At 66.7% G+C, this 17,141-nt stretch carries 17 protein-coding genes and 1 tRNA gene; 9 read left to right on the forward strand and 9 right to left on the reverse strand.

What is annotated here, in order from left to right; genetic code table 11:
- Window positions 1-46: 46 nt before the first annotated feature.
- From EYZ64_RS28850 to EYZ64_RS28875, 6 genes are all read left to right on the forward strand, one after another.
- The gene (locus tag EYZ64_RS28850; RefSeq protein WP_135459048.1) at window positions 47-1,810 is read left to right on the forward strand and encodes a hypothetical protein; all 1,764 of its coding nucleotides are present in this window, start codon (window positions 47-49) and stop codon (window positions 1,808-1,810) included.
- Window positions 1,811-1,867: 57 nt separating this feature from the next.
- Complete coding sequence (locus tag EYZ64_RS28855) at window positions 1,868-2,431, forward strand: EspA/EspE family type VII secretion system effector (RefSeq protein WP_135459050.1); 564 nt, start codon at window positions 1,868-1,870, stop codon at window positions 2,429-2,431.
- 36 nt (window positions 2,432-2,467) lie between these two features.
- On the forward strand, window positions 2,468-3,427 hold the full coding sequence (locus tag EYZ64_RS28860; RefSeq protein WP_135459054.1) for a hypothetical protein: 960 nt from the start codon (window positions 2,468-2,470) through the stop codon (window positions 3,425-3,427).
- A gap of 6 nt (window positions 3,428-3,433) precedes the next feature.
- Window positions 3,434-3,871 (forward strand): hypothetical protein, encoded by a 438-nt coding sequence (locus tag EYZ64_RS28865; RefSeq protein WP_210115593.1) that lies wholly within the window; start codon window positions 3,434-3,436, stop codon window positions 3,869-3,871.
- Between the two features lie 224 nt (window positions 3,872-4,095).
- Window positions 4,096-4,482, forward strand: coding sequence for a hypothetical protein (locus EYZ64_RS28870; RefSeq protein WP_135459056.1), 387 nt, complete (start codon window positions 4,096-4,098; stop codon window positions 4,480-4,482).
- Between the two features lie 27 nt (window positions 4,483-4,509).
- Window positions 4,510-4,878, forward strand: coding sequence for a carboxymuconolactone decarboxylase family protein (locus EYZ64_RS28875; RefSeq protein WP_135459058.1), 369 nt, complete (start codon window positions 4,510-4,512; stop codon window positions 4,876-4,878).
- Here EYZ64_RS28875 and EYZ64_RS28880 read toward each other — a convergent pair.
- The 3 genes from EYZ64_RS28880 to EYZ64_RS28890 all read right to left on the reverse strand — a co-directional run bounded on the left by EYZ64_RS28880 (window position 4,875) and on the right by EYZ64_RS28890 (window position 6,809).
- Window positions 4,875-5,405, reverse strand: coding sequence for a hypothetical protein (locus EYZ64_RS28880; protein ID WP_135459060.1), 531 nt, complete (start codon window positions 5,403-5,405; stop codon window positions 4,875-4,877). The two genes, EYZ64_RS28875 and EYZ64_RS28880, sit on opposite strands and share 4 nt — an antisense overlap.
- Before the next feature lie 64 nt (window positions 5,406-5,469).
- Window positions 5,470-5,545, reverse strand: a tRNA-Thr gene (locus tag EYZ64_RS28885).
- A gap of 55 nt (window positions 5,546-5,600) precedes the next feature.
- A complete protein-coding gene (locus EYZ64_RS28890) occupies window positions 5,601-6,809 on the reverse strand; it encodes a DNA polymerase III subunit delta' (RefSeq protein WP_135459062.1) in 1,209 nt (402 codons plus the stop codon).
- 82 nt (window positions 6,810-6,891) lie between these two features.
- Between EYZ64_RS28890 and EYZ64_RS28895 the strand changes: the two genes are divergently transcribed.
- Window positions 6,892-8,496 carry an adenylate/guanylate cyclase domain-containing protein gene (locus EYZ64_RS28895; protein ID WP_135459064.1) on the forward strand — a complete coding sequence of 535 codons (1,605 nt, stop codon included), beginning with the start codon at window positions 6,892-6,894 and terminating at the stop codon, window positions 8,494-8,496.
- Between the two features lie 5 nt (window positions 8,497-8,501).
- On the opposite strand, the gene topA is transcribed toward EYZ64_RS28895, so the two are convergent.
- The 3 genes from topA to EYZ64_RS28910 form a co-directional block, all read right to left on the reverse strand.
- Window positions 8,502-11,309 carry a type I DNA topoisomerase gene (gene topA, locus EYZ64_RS28900; protein WP_135459066.1) on the reverse strand — a complete coding sequence of 936 codons (2,808 nt, stop codon included), beginning with the start codon at window positions 11,307-11,309 and terminating at the stop codon, window positions 8,502-8,504.
- 103 nt (window positions 11,310-11,412) lie between these two features.
- Window positions 11,413-12,006, reverse strand: a complete 594-nt coding sequence (locus EYZ64_RS28905) for a hypothetical protein (RefSeq protein WP_135459068.1) — start codon at window positions 12,004-12,006, stop codon at window positions 11,413-11,415.
- 95 nt (window positions 12,007-12,101) lie between these two features.
- Window positions 12,102-12,305, reverse strand: a complete 204-nt coding sequence (locus tag EYZ64_RS28910; protein WP_003882601.1) for a cold-shock protein — start codon at window positions 12,303-12,305, stop codon at window positions 12,102-12,104.
- Between the two features lie 300 nt (window positions 12,306-12,605).
- Between EYZ64_RS28910 and EYZ64_RS28915 the strand changes: the two genes are divergently transcribed.
- Both EYZ64_RS28915 and EYZ64_RS28920 read left to right on the forward strand, forming a co-directional pair.
- Window positions 12,606-14,945, forward strand: coding sequence for a DEAD/DEAH box helicase (locus tag EYZ64_RS28915; protein ID WP_135459070.1), 2,340 nt, complete (start codon window positions 12,606-12,608; stop codon window positions 14,943-14,945).
- Between the two features lie 294 nt (window positions 14,946-15,239).
- Window positions 15,240-16,265, forward strand: a complete 1,026-nt coding sequence (locus EYZ64_RS28920) for a PAS domain-containing protein (protein WP_135459072.1) — start codon at window positions 15,240-15,242, stop codon at window positions 16,263-16,265.
- Here EYZ64_RS28920 and EYZ64_RS32525 read toward each other — a convergent pair.
- The 3 genes from EYZ64_RS32525 to EYZ64_RS28930 are packed head-to-tail and all read right to left on the reverse strand — an operon-like array spanning window position 16,262 to window position 17,131.
- Window positions 16,262-16,573 (reverse strand): Rv3654c family TadE-like protein, encoded by a 312-nt coding sequence (locus EYZ64_RS32525; RefSeq protein WP_353653697.1) that lies wholly within the window; start codon window positions 16,571-16,573, stop codon window positions 16,262-16,264. The genes EYZ64_RS28920 and EYZ64_RS32525 overlap by 4 nt on opposite strands.
- Window positions 16,574-16,604: 31 nt before the next feature.
- Complete coding sequence (locus tag EYZ64_RS32530; protein ID WP_286175349.1) at window positions 16,605-16,889, reverse strand: TadE family type IV pilus minor pilin; 285 nt, start codon at window positions 16,887-16,889, stop codon at window positions 16,605-16,607.
- A gap of 38 nt (window positions 16,890-16,927) precedes the next feature.
- Window positions 16,928-17,131, reverse strand: a complete 204-nt coding sequence (locus tag EYZ64_RS28930) for a DUF4244 domain-containing protein (protein WP_135459074.1) — start codon at window positions 17,129-17,131, stop codon at window positions 16,928-16,930.
- Window positions 17,132-17,141: the final 10 nt, after the last annotated feature.

A 17,141-nucleotide genomic window follows, 5' to 3' on the forward strand; every position in this document is an offset into this window, starting at 1 on the left:
TACCGACGGCAAGTGTGCCCCCGCTGGGTCCGTACAGTCGGCAAGAGTGAACAAGGTCGCCCGCATCGCCGCTGCGCTGATCGCGCTGCACCTGGTGGTCCGGGCGATACTCGCGTTCGGGGGCTATTTCTACTGGGACGATCTGATCCTGATCGGCCGGGCCGGGACCCAGAATCTGCTGTCACCGTCCTACCTGTTCGACGATCACGACGGCCACGTCATGCCCGCGGCGTTCCTGGTGTCAGGGGCGGTCACCCGGGTGGCGCCGTTCTCCTGGGTACTCGCCGCGGTGAGTCTGGTGGTGATGCAGCTGCTGGCGTCCTTGGCGTTGCTGCGGGCGCTGTGGGTGATCCTGGGCTGGCGCCCCGTGTTGCTCGTGCCCCTGACCTTCGCGTTGTTCACGCCCTTGGCACTGCCCGGGTTCGCGTGGTGGGCGGCGGGGCTGAACACGTTGCCGATGCAGGCAGCACTGGCGTGGGTCGCTGGTGAGGCCGTACTACTGGTGCGGACCGGGTCTTCGCGGCACGCCGTCACAGGTGTGCTGGTGTTTCTCGGCGGACTGTTGTTCTTCGAGAAGGCCGCGGTGATCCCGTTCGTGGCGTTCGCAGTGGTGGCGCTGCTTGGGTACGTCACCGGGACTTTCAGCGTGCGTGAGGTGTGGCAGCGCGGCCTTCGGCTGTGGGTCGGGTCCCTGGCCCTGATCGTGGCGTGGATCGGGGTCTACCTCGTCGTCGTCGATCAGAAGCGATGGAGCTTCGACCTGACCATGACCTGGGACCTGCTGAGCCGCTCGTTCACGCACGGCATCGTGCCCGGGCTCGTGGGCGGCCCATGGTCCTGGCAGCGCTGGGCGCCCGCCTCCCCGTGGGCCACGCCGCCGGTCTCCGTGATGGTGCTGGGCTGGGTGTTTTTGGTCGTCGCGGTGGCGGTGGTGCTGGTACGCAAGACCCGCATCTGGCCGGTGCTGGTCGTGGCCCTGGGCTATGCCGTGGCCTGCCAGATCCCGATCTATCTGATGCGTTCGTCCCGGTTCACCGCGCTGGAGCTGGCACAGACGCTGCGTTATCTGCCGGACTTGGTCGTCGTGCTGGCGCTGCTCGCGGCTGTGGGATTCTGTGCGCCGAACCGAGACTCACGGTTCTCTTCCGCCCTCTCGGCCTCACGGGCACGGACTGCCGTATGTTTCAGTCTTGCAGCGCTTTTCGTGGCGAGCAGCCTGTATTCGACCTTCACCTTCCTGAAGGTGTGGCAGGACAATCCCGTGCCCGCCTACCTCAACAATGCCCGCGCATCATTGGCCTCCACCTCCTCGGCCGCTCCCCTGCTGGATCAAGAGGTCGATCCGCTGATCCTGCAGCGGGTGGCCGCTCCGGAGAACCTGGCCAGCCACATGTTCGCCCTTGCCTCTCCGCGCCCCGAGTTCGCCCCGGCAACAACCGATCTGCGGATGTTCGACCGGACCGGCACGTTGGTCGACGCCAAGGTGACCTGGGTGCGCACCATCGTCGAAGGCCCGGCGCCGAAGTGCGGATTCCTGGTGCAGCCCGACGAACCCGTCGTCATGCCGCTGGACGGTCCGTTGCTGCCTGCCGACTGGACCACCGAGATCAACTATCTGGCCAACAGCGACGGTTCCCTGACCATGGCCCTGGCCGAGGGACCCGAGGTGAAGGTGCCGGTGCGGCCCGGCCTCAACCGCGTCTTCGTCCGACTGCCCGGCGCCGGCCAGTCCATCACCGTGCACGCCAACACCGCCGCCCTGTCGGTCTGCATCTCCCCCGGGCCCGTCGGATTCCTGGCACCCAGCTAGTTCGGGTGCTGGGATAATCAACGCTGACTGTCGGGATCCTGTCGAGGGGGACGATCTGTGAGCGCGCTTGATGGCTTCTATTCGACATGGTCAAAAGCGAAGGACACGTTCGGAGTCGGCACGCCTGTCGACGGATCTCAGCACGACGGCAGCTCCCAGCTACTCCGCATGAAAAGCATGGTCGAATCGGCTGCGCCGGACCACCGGTGGCAAGGGCCCGCCTCGCAGGCCTATGCCGCCGCCAACAAAGAACATGCCACCGTGTACGAAAAGCTGGCTGAACTCGACAAAAAGCTGGCCGCCGAAGTCACCAACGCCGCGAACGTCGTCACCAGCGGGCGCAATCAACTCGACGCCACGAAGTCCTGGGTCGACAGTGCGGTCGACTCACTGCCCAAATCGCTGAGCTCCCAAGCCCGCGAGAAAAGCCTTATCCCGATCGCGAGGGAAGGCATCACCCAGGTCAACAACACCGTCCAGAACGCCAACAAGGACATGCTCGCCATCGGGCAGAACGTCAACGGGCTCAAGAACGCGTTTGATGAGCTCCAGAATCAGAAGCTCGGGCCGGGCGCTGAGAACAGCGATCCGAACAAAGGACGCGCCGAGGGAAAATCCTGACGGTCGACTGTCGGGATCCTGTCGAGGGGGTGTTCTGTGAGCGCGCTTGATGGCTATCGCGGAACTCTCGGACACCTCGGCTGGCTCGCCGTTGTCCTGACGCTCCTAGTCACTCTCGTCGGCTGTACCTCGGATACCGAGCCCGAACTTCCCGCAAGCACGGACGCCGCCGCCATCGGGGACCGAGTCACGGGCCCGGATGGTCAGGCGTTCCTGTGGGAGGTCACCTCTGCGTCGTGGGGTGACGATGGACGTCGCGCGGCCGAGCTCTTCGCTCGGATTCCACGGGACGCACAGTCGACCGACCAGGCCTCGGCAACGCGCGCCGGCCAAACCGCGCACGCCATCGCATCGTTCCTGGCTGACGACCGGAAAAAGATCGCGAGCGCTCCGGCGAATCCTGCACTCTGGCAGGCCTTTGCGCAGGTGCTCGTCCCGTACATCGGAGCGATGGTCGGAGATGCCGCTGGTGTAGCAGGTTTTGAACCCCTCGATGACCCAGGCTCGCACATGCGTCGTACAGCATCTCTGTTCGCGGCGATGACGAAGGATTCCGAAGCGAACCAGACCTTCACCACCACCGTTTCTGAGCGTGCTAACACTTACGAAATCGCGTTCGCGAAAACCGCTGTGGCGGAGCCACCTCTGGCTGACAGGGCGTCCGCCCAAAAAGACCTTCTTCGAGCTGCTCGCCTCCGCAGCCTTGTAGCGACCGGCGCCCACTTGGCAAATCCGAGCTCGGAGAATCCCACACCTTCAGTTGCCCAAACAGGACTCGCGTTTCAAGTTGTCTCACTCACCGCTCGCCCGGATGATCCTCACATCAATGAAGAGTTTTTCAGAGACGGTCGCCTGCTATCTCCAAGTGAAATTGCTGTCGAGGACTGGAGCATCTACGACAGTCAACTGACGGTGTACCTGGCGCCATGGCCTCGCATCAACGACGCGATCCGCCAGTTCGGCAGCGCGTACAACGTTATTGCGCGTGGCCAGTGATGAGACATGGCTAGCACGATGATCCGACAGTTCGCCATCGCGCTGCTGATCGCCGGCACCCTCGGCGGCTGCGGGATTCTCGGCGGTAGTTCACGTAGCGCTGACGACCGCTTCGCGCGGCCTGACCATCCGCGGGACTCGCCCTCCGGGCACTACACGGCGTCGGTTGACCTGGGTCGGAATCAGAACGGCGTCGACACCTGGGTTGCGGTGATCCGAAACAACACAACGGGCACCGAGGTGTTCCGCGACCCGTACGCCTACAGCACCCGCCACGGAATCGGTATCACCTGGCTGTCTACCAACGACCAATTATGGCTGCTATCAGGCGATGTAGGCACGTCTTACGTTGACCGACAGCCGGACGAGACGTGGGTCAAGACCAACATTTATCCGGAGACGGCCGGCGACATCCCCGAGGAAATCAATGCACTCATCGAATGACCATCTGAACGGATACTTCGGAACCAAGCGGAAACCACCCGGCTACCCGGGAAGCATCGCCCGCGACGACATCGGCTTCCCAATGCAGATTGCATCGGGAAGTTAGTCAGGACAACACAATGACGACGCTACTGAGACCAGTCGGTGTGGCCCTCGTTTTCGCAGTCGCGATTTCGCTCGGAGGCTGTCGCAGCGGTAACGAATCCCCGCGGACAGAAACTTCGGTGGAAGTCAATGAGATTCGGCATGATCTCGGGCCACTGACCAAACGGTTCCCCAACATTGGCAGCCCGATCTCTGCCACATGGATGAGCGGCACCCTCGGCGCACAATCGGACAGCCGGGTCACGGTGCCGGGGCCCTCGGTCTACTGGATCGAAGCGATCATCGAACTTCAACCGACCACCGCAGACGCGTTGCGGTCGAAATACGCGCCTACGGCAACCGGCGAGGCTCCGAGCCTCAAGGAGAGCCTTCGTACTGAAGTACCTGCTGGCCCGTTTCTCACCAGCAGAGCGCTGGATACCGCACTCAGCAACAACGATTGGCGATCGACTGCTTACCTGCGCAGCGGTTCAAACACGCTCGTAATGCGGTCGGTCGACGACTAGAACGGGCGTGGTGCCAAGCTGGCAAGCATGACTGACGACGTACGTGAAAAGGGTCTGCGGGTCCTTCAAGAGATGGTGCCGCATCTGTCGGAGAAGAACGTCGAACCCGACGGCAGCTTCGGCGATGAACTGCTGGCGATCGGCGTCGACAATGTCTTCGGCCGGCTGTGGAGCCGCGAGGGCCTGAGCCGGCGTGATCGCAGCCTGGTCACCATGGGCATCCTGATCGCCCTGCGGGCCACCGACGAGTTCGAGTCGCACGTCAGGATCGGCCTCCGGAACGGCCTCACCGAGGACGAGATCGCCGAAGTCATCTACCACGCCAGCGGTTACGCCGGCTTTCCTGCGGCGAATACGGCCCGCAACGTGGCCCGTGAAGCGCTGTCCAAGGACTAGAAGACGCGGCTGCCCTTCGCCGACAACTCGAAGCCGTGGTCGCCCACCACGCACACCGTGCTCACCTCGGTGACGGCGCACGTGCCGGTATCGGGGTAGACGAGCTTGCTGCCCGCGGGAAGCAGCTTGTAGTCGGCCGGATCAACCGTGCGGTCACGCGGCTCTTTGTAGTCCGTGTACTTCTCCATGCCGGCCAGATCCCCGGTAGAGAAAGTCGCCGGATCGAGTGACATGGCCGCGAAGACGCTGACCATGTTGCTCGACGTACCGGGCAGCTCACCCCAGCAGCTGGCTTGCTTCATGGGTGGATTGGCACGGCCCGTGTAGGTGATCCGGCATCGGTACCCACCCGGAGTGACGAACTGCGCGCCGTTCGTCGTCGGATAGTTGTAGTACGTGTTGTAGTCGTCGATATCCACCGCGGTGTAACTACCCAGATCAGGGATGTGCCCCGGGTCGGCGCCTGCCACCGGAGATGTCAGTGAAACCGCGGCGACGAGAACCGCGCCCACTACGATCCGTGCCATAAACAGGGAGCCTATCGCCGCTTCAACCTGCGGAAGCGCAGCATTTTTGTCCTACCTGGACTTGTGGAGCCACCCAGGGGAATCGAACCCCTGACCTATTCATTACGAGTGAATTGCTCTACCGACTGAGCTAGGGTGGCGTACCCAGCGAACCGGGCGGCACCACTTTACGGCAGACACCGCCCAGGACCCAACTCACCCACGCAGCGCCTGCCCGATGGTCGCCACCATGGCATCGACCGCGAACTTCGGCTTGACGTTGATGGCCAGCGCTTCGCGGCATTCCAGCACCGCCTCGATGCAGCGCAGCAGCCGGTCCGGTGGCACGTGGGCGGCCATGGCCTCCACTTTCTCGGCCATATCCGGGTGGTTGGCCGTCACCGCCGTCGCTCCCGATGACACCAGCAGTGCATCGCGGAAGTAGGTGGCCAGGTCGATCAGGGCGCGGTCCAGCGCATCGCGGGAGGCCCGGGTCTGCCGGGATTTCTGCCGTCGCTCCAGCTCTTTGAGCGCGCCGGCAGTCCCGCGGGTGGTGGCCGCGGTGCCTTTTCCGGTGCCACCGGCGCCCAGGGCGGTTTTGAGCTCCTCGGTCTCGGTCTCGTTGCGTCCGGCGGTCAACGCCAGCGCCTCGGCCTCGGCGACGGCCACCATCTCCTCAGCCGCCGCGAACGCCCGCGCGGGTGTCGCGGCGTCCCGGGCCAGCCCCAACGCCCGCTTGCGGCGCTCTCTGGCCTCGGGATCGGTCGCCAGCCGCCGGGCCCGGCCCACATGCCCGCCGCTGACCGAGGCCGCCCAGCGAGCGTCCTCCTCGGGCAGCCCGTCACCGGAGATCAGCACGTCGGCGATGGCATCCACCGACGGCGTGGTCAGCGCGACGTGGCGGCACCGAGAGCGCAGCGTGATCGCGATGTCCTCGGGATCCACCGACGGCGCGCACAGCAGGAACACCGTCGACGCCGGCGGCTCCTCCACGACCTTGAGCAGCGCGTTGGCGGCGCCTTCCGTAAGCCGGTCGGCATCCTCGATCACCACGACCTGCCAGCGCCCGGTCCCGGGCCGGCGCGACGCGATCTGGACGATCTCGCGCATCTCTTTGACCGCGATGGACAGCCCCTCGGGCACGATCCGCCGCACATCGGCGTGCGTGCCGGCCATCGTCGTCGTACAGGCCCGGCATTCACCACAGCCCGGAGTCCCCTCGGACGTGCACTGCAGGGCGGCCGCGAAGCACAGCGCCGCCACCGAACGCCCTGATCCGGGCGGGCCGGTGATCAGCCATGCATGTGTCATGGTCCCGACGGTGGTGCCACTGTGTGGCGAATCACCCCGGGCCGCCGACGCAGCCGCCACCAGCTCCTGTTCCACCGCCTGCTGGCCCACCAGCCGCGAAAAGACCCCGCTCATCGTCCCCAACAGTAGTGGTCAAGCCGACACAACCACGTCACAGCAGGCGCTGAACGTCCCTGCGGCCCGATACGGTGAACGGGTGACCACGGAGCCCATACCCATCGCGCGAATCGGTGCATTCGCGCGATGGGTGGCGCGTACCCCGTGGCCGGTGTTCACGCTGGGCATGTTGCAGGCCGACATCATCGGCGCGCTGTTCGTGCTGGGCTTCTTGCGCTTCGGCCTGCCGCCGGAGGACCGCATCCAGCTCCAGGACCTCCCGGTGGTGAACCTGGCGATCTTCCTGGGCTACCTGTTCGTGTCGTTCACCATCGGCGCCTACCTGGCCCTACGCCTGCTGATCCCGGTGATCCGGTGGCAGCGCCGCGACACCCTGCTGTCCAAGTCCGACCCGGCCATCACCGAGCTGGCCCGCGTGCGGGCGCTGAAGATGCCCTTCTACCGCACCCTGATCAGCGTCACGAACTGGTTCCTGGGCTCGATCGTGTTCATCGTGGCCAGCTGGCCGGTGGCCAGCAAGTCGGCTCCGGTGGTTCTGGTCGCCACCGCCCTGGGTGCGACGGCCACCGCGATCATCGGGTACCTGCAGTCCGAGCGCGTGCTGCGGCCGGTCGCGGTGGCCGCGCTGCGCGGCGGGGTTCCGGAGAACTTCCGCGCCCCCGGGGTGATCCTGCGCCAGGTGCTCACCTGGGTGCTCTCGACGGGCGTGCCGCTCCTGGCCATCGTGCTGGCCCTGGTGGCGAGCAAGTTCTCGATCCTGACCGCATCCGCCGACCGGTTGACCACGCCGTTGTTGCTGCTGGCCATCGCCGCGCTGGTGATCGGGCTGTCCAGCACCGTGCTGGTGGCGATGTCGATCGCCGATCCGCTGCGCCAGCTGCGCTGGGCGCTAGGCGAGGTGCAGCGCGGCAACTACAACGCGCACATGCAGATCTACGACGCCAGCGAGCTCGGCCTGCTGCAGGCCGGCTTCAACGACATGGTGCGTGAGCTGGCCGAGCGGCAACGGTTGCGCGACCTGTTCGGCCGGTACGTGGGTGAGGACGTGGCCCGTCGCGCCTTGGAGCGCGGCACCGAGCTCGGCGGCCAGGAACGCGACGTCGCCGTGTTGTTCGTGGATCTGGTGGGTTCGACGCATCTGGCGTCGACCATCCCGGCCGGCGACGTGGTGAACCTGCTCAACGAGTTCTTCCGGGTCATCGTCGACACCGTCAACCGTCACGGCGGGTTCGTCAACAAGTTCCAGGGTGACGCCGCGCTGGCCATCTTCGGCGCCCCCATCGAGCATCCCGACGCCTCCGGTGGCGCGCTGGCGGCATCCCGCGAACTGCACGACGAGCTGCTCAGCGTGCTGGGCAGCGACACCGAGTTCGGTATCGGAGTCTCGGCCGGACGCGCGATCGCCGGCCACATCGGCGCTCAGGCCCGCTTCGAATACACCGTGATCGGCGACCCGGTGAACGAGGCCGCGCGCCTCACCGAGCTCGCCAAGCTGGAGGAAGGCCACGTGCTGGCCTCGGCGATCGCGGTCAGCGGTGCACTCGATGCCGAGGCTTTGAGCTGGGACGTCGGCGAGATCGTCGAACTGCGCGGCCGCACGGTGCCCACCCAGCTGGCCCGCCCGATGAACCTGGTGCTGCCCCGCGACCTCGAGCGCGCGGCCGAGAGCGACGTCTCCAGCTAGACGGCTCAGGCCTTCTTGGCAGCGGCCTTCTTCGCCGGGGCCTTCTTGGCCGGCGCCTTCTTCGCAACCTTCTTGGCGGCCTTCTTCACCGGTCCACGGGCCCGGCGATCGGCCAACAGCTCCGAGGCCCGCTCGTCGGTGATCGACTGCACGTCATCGCCCTTGCGCAGGCTGGCGTTGGTCTCACCGTCGGTGACGTACGGACCGAACCGGCCGTCCTTGATCACCATCGGCTTGCCCGACGCCGGGTCGGTACCCAGCTCACGCAGCGGCGGGGCGGCAGCGGCCTGGCGCCCACGGCGTTTCGGCTCGGCGTAGATCTTCAGCGCCTCGTCGAGGGTGATGGTGAACATCTGTTCCTCGGTGGCCAGCGAGCGAGAGTCGGTGCCGCGCTTCAGGTATGGGCCATAGCGGCCGTTCTGCGCGGTGATCTCCTCGTTGTTCGACGGGTCGACGCCGACCACCCGCGGCAACGACAGCAGCTTGAGCGCGTCGTCGAGCGTCACCGTCTCCAGATCCATTGACCGCAACAGCGATCCGGTGCGCGGCTTGGGCCCGGTCGGCTTCTTGCCCTTCTTGGCCGTCGCGCCCGCATCCGGGTCCTCGGGGGGTTCCGGGAGGATCTCCGTGACATAGGGACCGAATCGTCCGTCCTTGGCGACGATTTCGTGTCCGGACACGGGGTCGACACCCAGCACCCGGCCCTCTTGCGGTGTGGCGAAAGCCTTTTCGGCCAACTCCAGGGTCAGCTCATCCGGAGTCAGCTCGTCCTTGAGGTTGGCGCGCTGCGGCTTGAGCTCGCCCGGGTTGTCCGGATCGGCGATCATCCGCTCCAGGTACGGCCCGTTACGGCCGACCCGGACCACCACCGCGCGGCCTTCCTCATCGTCAAAGAGCTTGATGGAGTTGACTTCTCGAGCGTCGATGCCTTCGAGGTTGCCGCCGACGAGGTGCTTGAGCCCACCGGCCCGGGCGATCGAACCCTCGACGCCGTGGTCGCCGCCGAAGTAGAAGTTCGACAGCCAGTTGGTGCGTTGCTCCTGGCCGTTGGCGATCTCGTCGAGCTCGTCCTCCATGGCCGCGGTGAAGTCGTAATCCACCAGCCGGCCGAAGTGCTGCTCCAACAGGCCCACGACCGCGAAGGCAACCCAGGACGGCACCAGCGCGCTGCCCTTCTTCTGCACGTAGCCGCGGTCCTGGATGGTCTTGATGATCGAGCTGTACGTCGACGGACGGCCGATGCCCAGCTCTTCGAGGGCCTTGATCAGCGAGGCCTCGGTGTAGCGCGCCGGCGGGCTGGTCTGGTGGCCGTCGGCGGTCAGATCGGCGGCGTCGACGCGCTGCCCCTGGGTCAGGTTGGGCAGGCGGCTCTCGGCATCGTCGGACTCACCGCCGGCCAGCTCGTCGATGCTCTCGACGTAGGCCTTGAGGAAGCCCGGGAACGTGATGGTGCGACCGGAGGCGTTGAAGACGACCTGCTCGCCACCCGCCGCGGTGCCGGCGATGCGCAGTGACAGCGTCGTACCGCGCGCGTCGGCCATCTGCGAGGCCACGGTGCGCTGCCAGATCAGCTCGTAGAGCCGGAACTCGTCGGTATCGAGCTGCGCGTGCAGCTGGCCCGGGGTCTGGAACACGTCACCGGCGGGGCGGATCGCCTCGTGCGCCTCTTGGGCGTTCTTGACCTTGCGGGTGTACTGCCGCGGCGTCGGGTGCACGTACTCCGAGCCGTACAGCTGGCCCGCCTGGTTACGCGCGGCGTTGATGGCCGACTCCGACAGCGTCGTCGAGTCGGTACGCATGTAGGTGATGTAGCCGTTCTCGTACAGCCGCTGCGCGATGCTCATGGTGCGCTCCGAGGAGAACCGCAGCTTGCGGGCGGCCTCCTGCTGCAGCGTCGACGTCATGAACGGTGCGTACGGCTTGCGCGTGTACGGCTTCTGCTCGACGGAGCTGACGGCCAACTGGGCGCCACGCAGTCCGGCGGCCAGGGCCCCGGCACTGGCCTCGTCGAGCACGAGCACCTCGTCGGGCTTCTTCAGCTGGCCCAGTGAGTCGAAATCACGACCGGCGGCGACGCGACGGCCGTCGACGGTGTTGAGCTTGGCGGTGAACTTGGGCGGGGTGGCCTGCGGGTCGGAGACGCTCGCGTCCAGTTCGGCGCTGACGTCCCAGTAGCCGGCGCTGCGGAACGCCATGCGCTCCCGCTCGCGCTGCACGATGATGCGCGTGGCCACCGACTGCACCCGGCCTGCCGAGAGCTTCGGTGCGACCTTCTTCCACAGCACGGGCGACACTTCGTAGCCGTAGAGCCGGTCGAGGATGCGGCGGGTTTCCTGCGCGTCGACCAGCGCGATGTCCAGGTCACGCGGATTCTCCGCGGCGGCGCGGATCGCGGGTTCGGTGATCTCGTGGAACACCATCCGCCGGACCGGCACCTTGGGCTTCAGCGTTTCCAGCAGATGCCAGGCGATCGCCTCACCCTCGCGGTCACCGTCCGTCGCGAGGTAGAGCTCGTCAACGCCCTTGAGCAGGTCCTTCAGCTCGGTGACGGTGCTCTTCTTCTCCGGGCTGACGATGTACAGCGGTTCGAAGTTGTCGTCGACATTGACCCCGAGGCGCGCCCACGGTTCGGATTTGTACTTTGCCGGCACGTCAGCGGCATTGCGCGGCAGGTCACGGATGTGCCCGCGGGAAGATTCGACCACATAATTGGAGCCTAGGTAGCCAGCGATCTTGCGCGCTTTTGTCGGCGACTCCACAATCACGAGTCGCCGGACAGGTCCCTTGCTACCGCTGCCGCTATCGCCAGCCAACTGTGCCTACGCTCCACTTCTATAGTTGCCGCGCCACGCCCGGCAACTGACAATTTCGCATTACGCGCGAGCCTACGCAAACCGGCTCTCCGTGTGTCCACCATTAAATACGTGGCCAGTGCGCCAACGCCGCGCCCTCCCCGGGTGGTTCCCCGACGTTCTCGACCAGGCGTGATAGCCGTCGCCGCCCGCTGATCCGCAGGGCCGGATGTGAGCCTCTCGTCCCGATCAATGTCGGGGCGATCCCCACTCGCATCATGGCCGCGGCCAGCGCCGGGTGGGTATCGGGTGCATGCGGGTCCAGCCCGAGCAGATAACGGTCGTCAGCCTCAGGCGTGCCCGCCGCCAACGTCCAGGCCCGCAGCTCGCGGGCACCGGGCAGCCATCCGGCCGGCACCGTCTTGACCGCGCCCCTGGTCCACTCCCGGGCGATCAGCATCAACTGCGGGTCCAGCGCGGTGCGCACCAGCGGGTTGTTCTCGTCGGTCCTGGAGATCTCCGAGACGAGCCCGGCCTCACTCATCATCTCGGCCAGGCCCTGGGCGCGCCACAGCTCGTCGACGACCACCGAGATCCGGGCGGCCTGCTGGCCGCCGTGACTCGCCAACACAACCTGCCCCGGCCCGGCGAGAACCCCGGTCAGGTCGGCCACCGCGGGCGGCACCGACTCAGCCGAGAAGAAGGACAGCTGGCTCACAAATCGACACTAGGCCAGCGCGGGCCGCAAAAACGAGAACACCCCCGCGGTGTCCGGTACGGACTCACACGGGGGTGTCTCGTTGGGTTTGTGGCTCAGATGGCCCGAACACCCGTGGCCTGCGGCCCCTTGGGGCTCTGGCCGACCTCGAACTCAACCTTCTGGTTCTCCTCCAGGGTGCGGAATCCGCTGCCCTGGATTTCCGTGTAGTGGACAAACACGTCAGCAGAGCCGTCCTCGGGAGCAATGAAGCCGAAGCCCTTCTCCGCGTTGAACCACTTCACAGTTCCCTGTGGCATCTTTTGTTCTTTCCTTCTCTTTCAACCGGGTGCGGTCCACCTACTTCCGGTGCACCGGGCCCGTTCCGACCGCCATACCTTCGTGGAGTCGCCCGGAACTTAGACCCGACCTACAACCCTCGCAGGAACCGCGATCGCAACGACGATCCTGCGAGTGCGAGTACAAACACAGAAGCTGCGACCGTGATCAGTCAATCATGTTGAGGGCCGCTGCAACAGTCTCGGGATACGGCGCGTGGTGAACAATTCGTTTACAAATCCGGGCCGATGTCGGCGGGGTAGATGGTAGGAGGATCAGGAGTGCTGGATCAGGGGTCGGATTTCGGCCGTGAGCTGCTGGCTTGCGCTGTCGACGGCACCCCGTCCGGCGAAGATCCGCTACGCCATGTTGCGGATATCCCGCCACGACACGGCAAACCGCAGCAGTGGCCAGAATGGGCTCATCCGGAGGTCGTGCAGGCGCTGACCGACCGCGGGATCTCCGCACCGTGGTCGCATCAACTCGCCGCCGCCGAGTTGGCCCACGACGGACGTCACGTGGTCGTGTCCACCGGAACCGCGTCGGGCAAGTCTCTGGCCTACCAACTGCCGATCCTGTCGGCGTTGGCCGAAGACCGGCAGGCGCGGGTGCTCTACCTGTCACCGACGAAGGCGCTCGGTCATGACCAGCTGCGTACCGCGCAGCATCTGACCGAGACCGTGACCGCACTGCGCGATGTCGCGCCGGCTCCGTACGACGGCGACAGCGCGACCGAGGTGCGCCGGTTCGCCCGGGAGCGATCACGCTGGATCTTCTCGAACCCCGACATGATCCACCTGTCGCTGCTGCGCAACCACGCCCGCTGGGCGGTGTTCCTGCGCCACCTCAAGTTCATCGTCGTCGACGAATGCCATTACTACCGTGGCATTTTCGGCTCCAACGTGGCCATGGTGCTGCGCCGGCTGCTGCGACTGTGCGAGAGATATTCCGCCGACAATGCTGGGCCGACGGTGATTTTCGCGAGCGCCACCACGGCGTCACCGGCCGAGACCGCCGCCGAATTGATCGGGCAGACCGTCGCCGAGGTGACCGAGGACGGCTCCCCGCAGGGCGCTCGCACGATCGCGCTGTGGGAGCCGGCTCTGCTGGACGATCTCACCGGCGAGAACGGCGCGCCGGTGCGACGTTCGGCGGGCGCCGAGGCCGCCCGGGTGATGGCCGATCTGATGACCGAGGGCGCGCGGACCCTGACATTCGTCCGGTCCCGCCGCGGCGCCGAGCTCACCGCACTGGGAACCCGGGCCCGGTTGGAGGACACCGCACCCGAGCTGGCCGATCTGGTGGCGTCCTACCGCGCCGGCTATCTCGCCGAGGACCGCCGCGAGCTGGAACGCGCGCTGACCGACGGGCGGCTGCGTGGGCTGGCCACCACCAATGCGCTGGAACTGGGCATCGACATCGCGGGGCTGGATGCGGTGGTGCTGGCCGGATTTCCCGGCACCGTCACCTCGTTCTGGCAGCAGGCCGGCCGGTCCGGCCGGCGTGGGCAGGGCGCGCTGATCGTGTTGATCGCCCGCGATGACCCCCTGGACACCTATCTCGTGCACCATCCCGCGGCGCTGTTGGACAAGCCGATCGAACGGGTGGTGATCGACCCGACGAATCCGCACGTGCTGGGCCCGCAATTGCTCTGCGCCGCAGCCGAGCTGCCGCTGACGGCGGCCGAGGTCCGGCTGTGGAACGCCGAGGCGGTGGCCGGAACCCTGGTCGACGACGGGTTGTTGCGCAAGCGTCCGGGTGGCTACTTCCCCGCGCCCGGGGTGGATCCGCACCCGGCCGTGGACATCCGCGGCTCCAGCGGCGGCCAGATCGCGATCCTGGAAGCCGATACCGGCCGGATGCTGGGCAGCACCGGCGCCGGCCGGGCAGCAGCCTCGCTGCATCCCGGCGCGGTATACCTGCACCAGGGCGAGACCTACCTGGTCGACTCGCTGTCTTTCGAGGACGGTGTGGCGTTCGTGTACGCCACCGATCCCGGCTACAGCACCTTCGCCAGGGAACTCACCGACATATCGGTCACCGGGCCCGGCGAACGCAGGACGTTCGGGCCGGTCACGGTCGGGCTGGTTCCGGTGTCGGTGACCAACACCGTGGTCGGCTACCTGCGCCGCCGCATCGACGGCGAGGTCATCGATTTCGTGGAACTGGACATGCCACCCAGCACGCTGGACACCATGGCGGTGATGTGCGCCATCACCCCGGAAGCACTGCAGGACAGCGGTATTGACCCGCTCGCCGTCCCGGGGAGCCTGCACGCCGCCGAACACGCGTCGATAGGCCTGTTGCCGCTGGTGGCCAGCTGCGACCGGGGCGACATCGGCGGGGTATCGACGGCCGTCGGGCCGGTGGACGGTTTGCCGTCGATCTTCGTGTACGACGGCTATCCGGGCGGTGCCGGCTTCGCCGACCGCGGATTCCGCAATCTGAGTACATGGTGGGGCGCGACGGCCGACGCGATCGAAGCTTGTGAGTGCCCGCAGGGTTGCCCCTCGTGCGTGCAGTCACCGAAGTGCGGTAACGGCAACGACCCGCTGGACAAAACGGGCGCGGTGAAGGTGCTCCGCCTGGTGCTCGGCGCGCTGAATACGTCCTCAGCGTGATCCCCCGACCGCATTGACGACCGACCCCTCGACGGCCGACTACGCGGATCGACAACTACGTGGCTGCATTCGGCCACGCCGAACACACAGACGTTGCGACGAACGGTCGGACAACGCGATCCGTTCCCAATCCCGGAGGCCGGGCGCAGTGGCAAATTACGTGACCTCACTCATGTTTGCAACCCGACAGGCGCTAGTTTCGGAAACTGCGACCGTAATCCGCAGTTTTCAGGTGCGGATTCCGTCGTTGTCGGGTGTGCAGACAGCTACGGTCCCGCCGGTAAAATGCCGCGCATGACCCACGACTGGCTGCTCGTGGAGACACTGGGTAGCGAGCCTGTTGTGGTCGCACGAGGTCTGCAGACAAAGAACCTCGTCCCGATCAGTGTGTTTCTGCGCCGGAATCCGCACCTGATGGCAATTCAGAGCGCCATCAGGGAAACCGTGCAGGCCAGCCAGGGCTTCAGCAGCATCACACCCAAGAACGACCGCGTAATCCGCACTGAGGTGGTGCGGATGTCAGACGGACACATCCACGGGGTGCACGTCTGGATCGGGCCGACCGATGCCGAGCCGCCGCCGCGGCCCGTTCCGGGCCCGCTGGTCTGGGACCTGACAACCGGCGTGGCTACCGACACTGCCGAATCCCTGCTCAACGGCGGTAAGAACCCGGAGATCGAAGCCACCCATGGCCGAATGTTCGCCGATGACCTGCCGGCCAGGGACCTCAACGGCAGTGAGGCCAAGGTGTTGGCCATGACGATCAAACCCGTGGTGGGCCACACTATGTGCGCCACCTGGGATCTCACCGACCACCGCGGGGAGCCCATCACCGCGGGATTCGTGGCCCGGGTAATGCTGGAACCCCACGATGACGGCTCCGAGCGGCTGATCTGCCGGGCGATGAACTGGCGCAGCGAGCGTGAGCAAGCGGTGGCGCGCCCCGACAATCTGGCCCAACGCATCCTCGACGGGCTGGCCCGGCCCGGTGTGCACCGGGCGCTGGTCGGCCTCGACGACTGGAAGCTTCTGAAATGGCTCGACGATCCCGCACCGTTCTTCGACTGGCGTAACCGCGACGGCGGGCAGGCCCGCATCCACCCTGCCGACGCCCGGCACATGGCCCGGATGACGTCGGATTTCACCGACGGCGCCACCACTGCCGTGCTGCGGATGCGCGCCGAGGACGGTGGCTGGCGGCCGGTGCACATGACGATCAACCGGATCGAACTCGACGACGACACCTTCGCTGGCCTGATCGCCCTTCGGCTGCCGACCGATGACGAGGTCGCCGCAGCAGACCTCGACGAGCTCGACTAACCGGCCGCATCCACCGGACCCGCGCGAGCAGCCGCCCGAGCCGGGCCGACGCCCCAGCGACCGAGGCGGACCGGCACCGAGACCTCGAGCACGACATCGAGCCCGTCGATCCGGCAGGACCCGACGATCGATCTCATCCGGGCCGCGATCTGGTTAGCCTGTCGGCACGCCGCATCCGGGCCGGACGCCACAGCGCCGGCAGCGCCCACGGCGGCCAGGTCCGCTGCGGCCTGAGCCCGGTGCCGGGCCGTCACGGCCGCACCGAGGTAGGCGCCGCCCGCCGCGAACGCGATCAGCATCGCGATCATGGCCGCGGCCAGCAGCGTGGCCGATCCCCGTTCACCCGACGCCGGGCTCGGGAGCCGCGGCCGCCTCGGCGGACACCGTGAACCCCGGCAGCACCGTGGCTGCGCTGACCCGAGCCACCACCAGACCGCCGTCCTGACCGACGTGCACCACCGCGCCCGACGGGGCGACCCGGCGCGCGGCGGCCGTCGCCTCCTCGCCGTCACCTCGGGCAGCCAGGCGGGCGGCTTCACGCGCGGCGTCGATGCAGCGGATCTGCAGGCCCACCGCATTGAGGCCGCCGAAGCACAGCACCAGGACCGCCACCAGCGACGCGATCGCAAACGCGGCCTCGACGGTGACCGCACCCCGGTCATCTAGACGTTGGTGTTCAGGGCCCGGCTGATGATGTTGGTCAGCGCACTCACGATCGAGTCTCCGGTGACCACGGTGTACAGGATCGCCCCGAACGCCGCCGCGGCAATCGTCCCGATCGCGTACTCGACGGTGGACATCCCTGATTCGTCGAGCGCCAACAGCGTCGCCCTGGCCTTCGCACGCCGAATCATGTTTCCTGCCATGACTTTTCCT

This window comes from Mycobacterium sp. DL99, from assembly GCF_004762045.1.
Lineage (GTDB): Bacteria > Actinomycetota > Actinomycetes > Mycobacteriales > Mycobacteriaceae > Mycobacterium.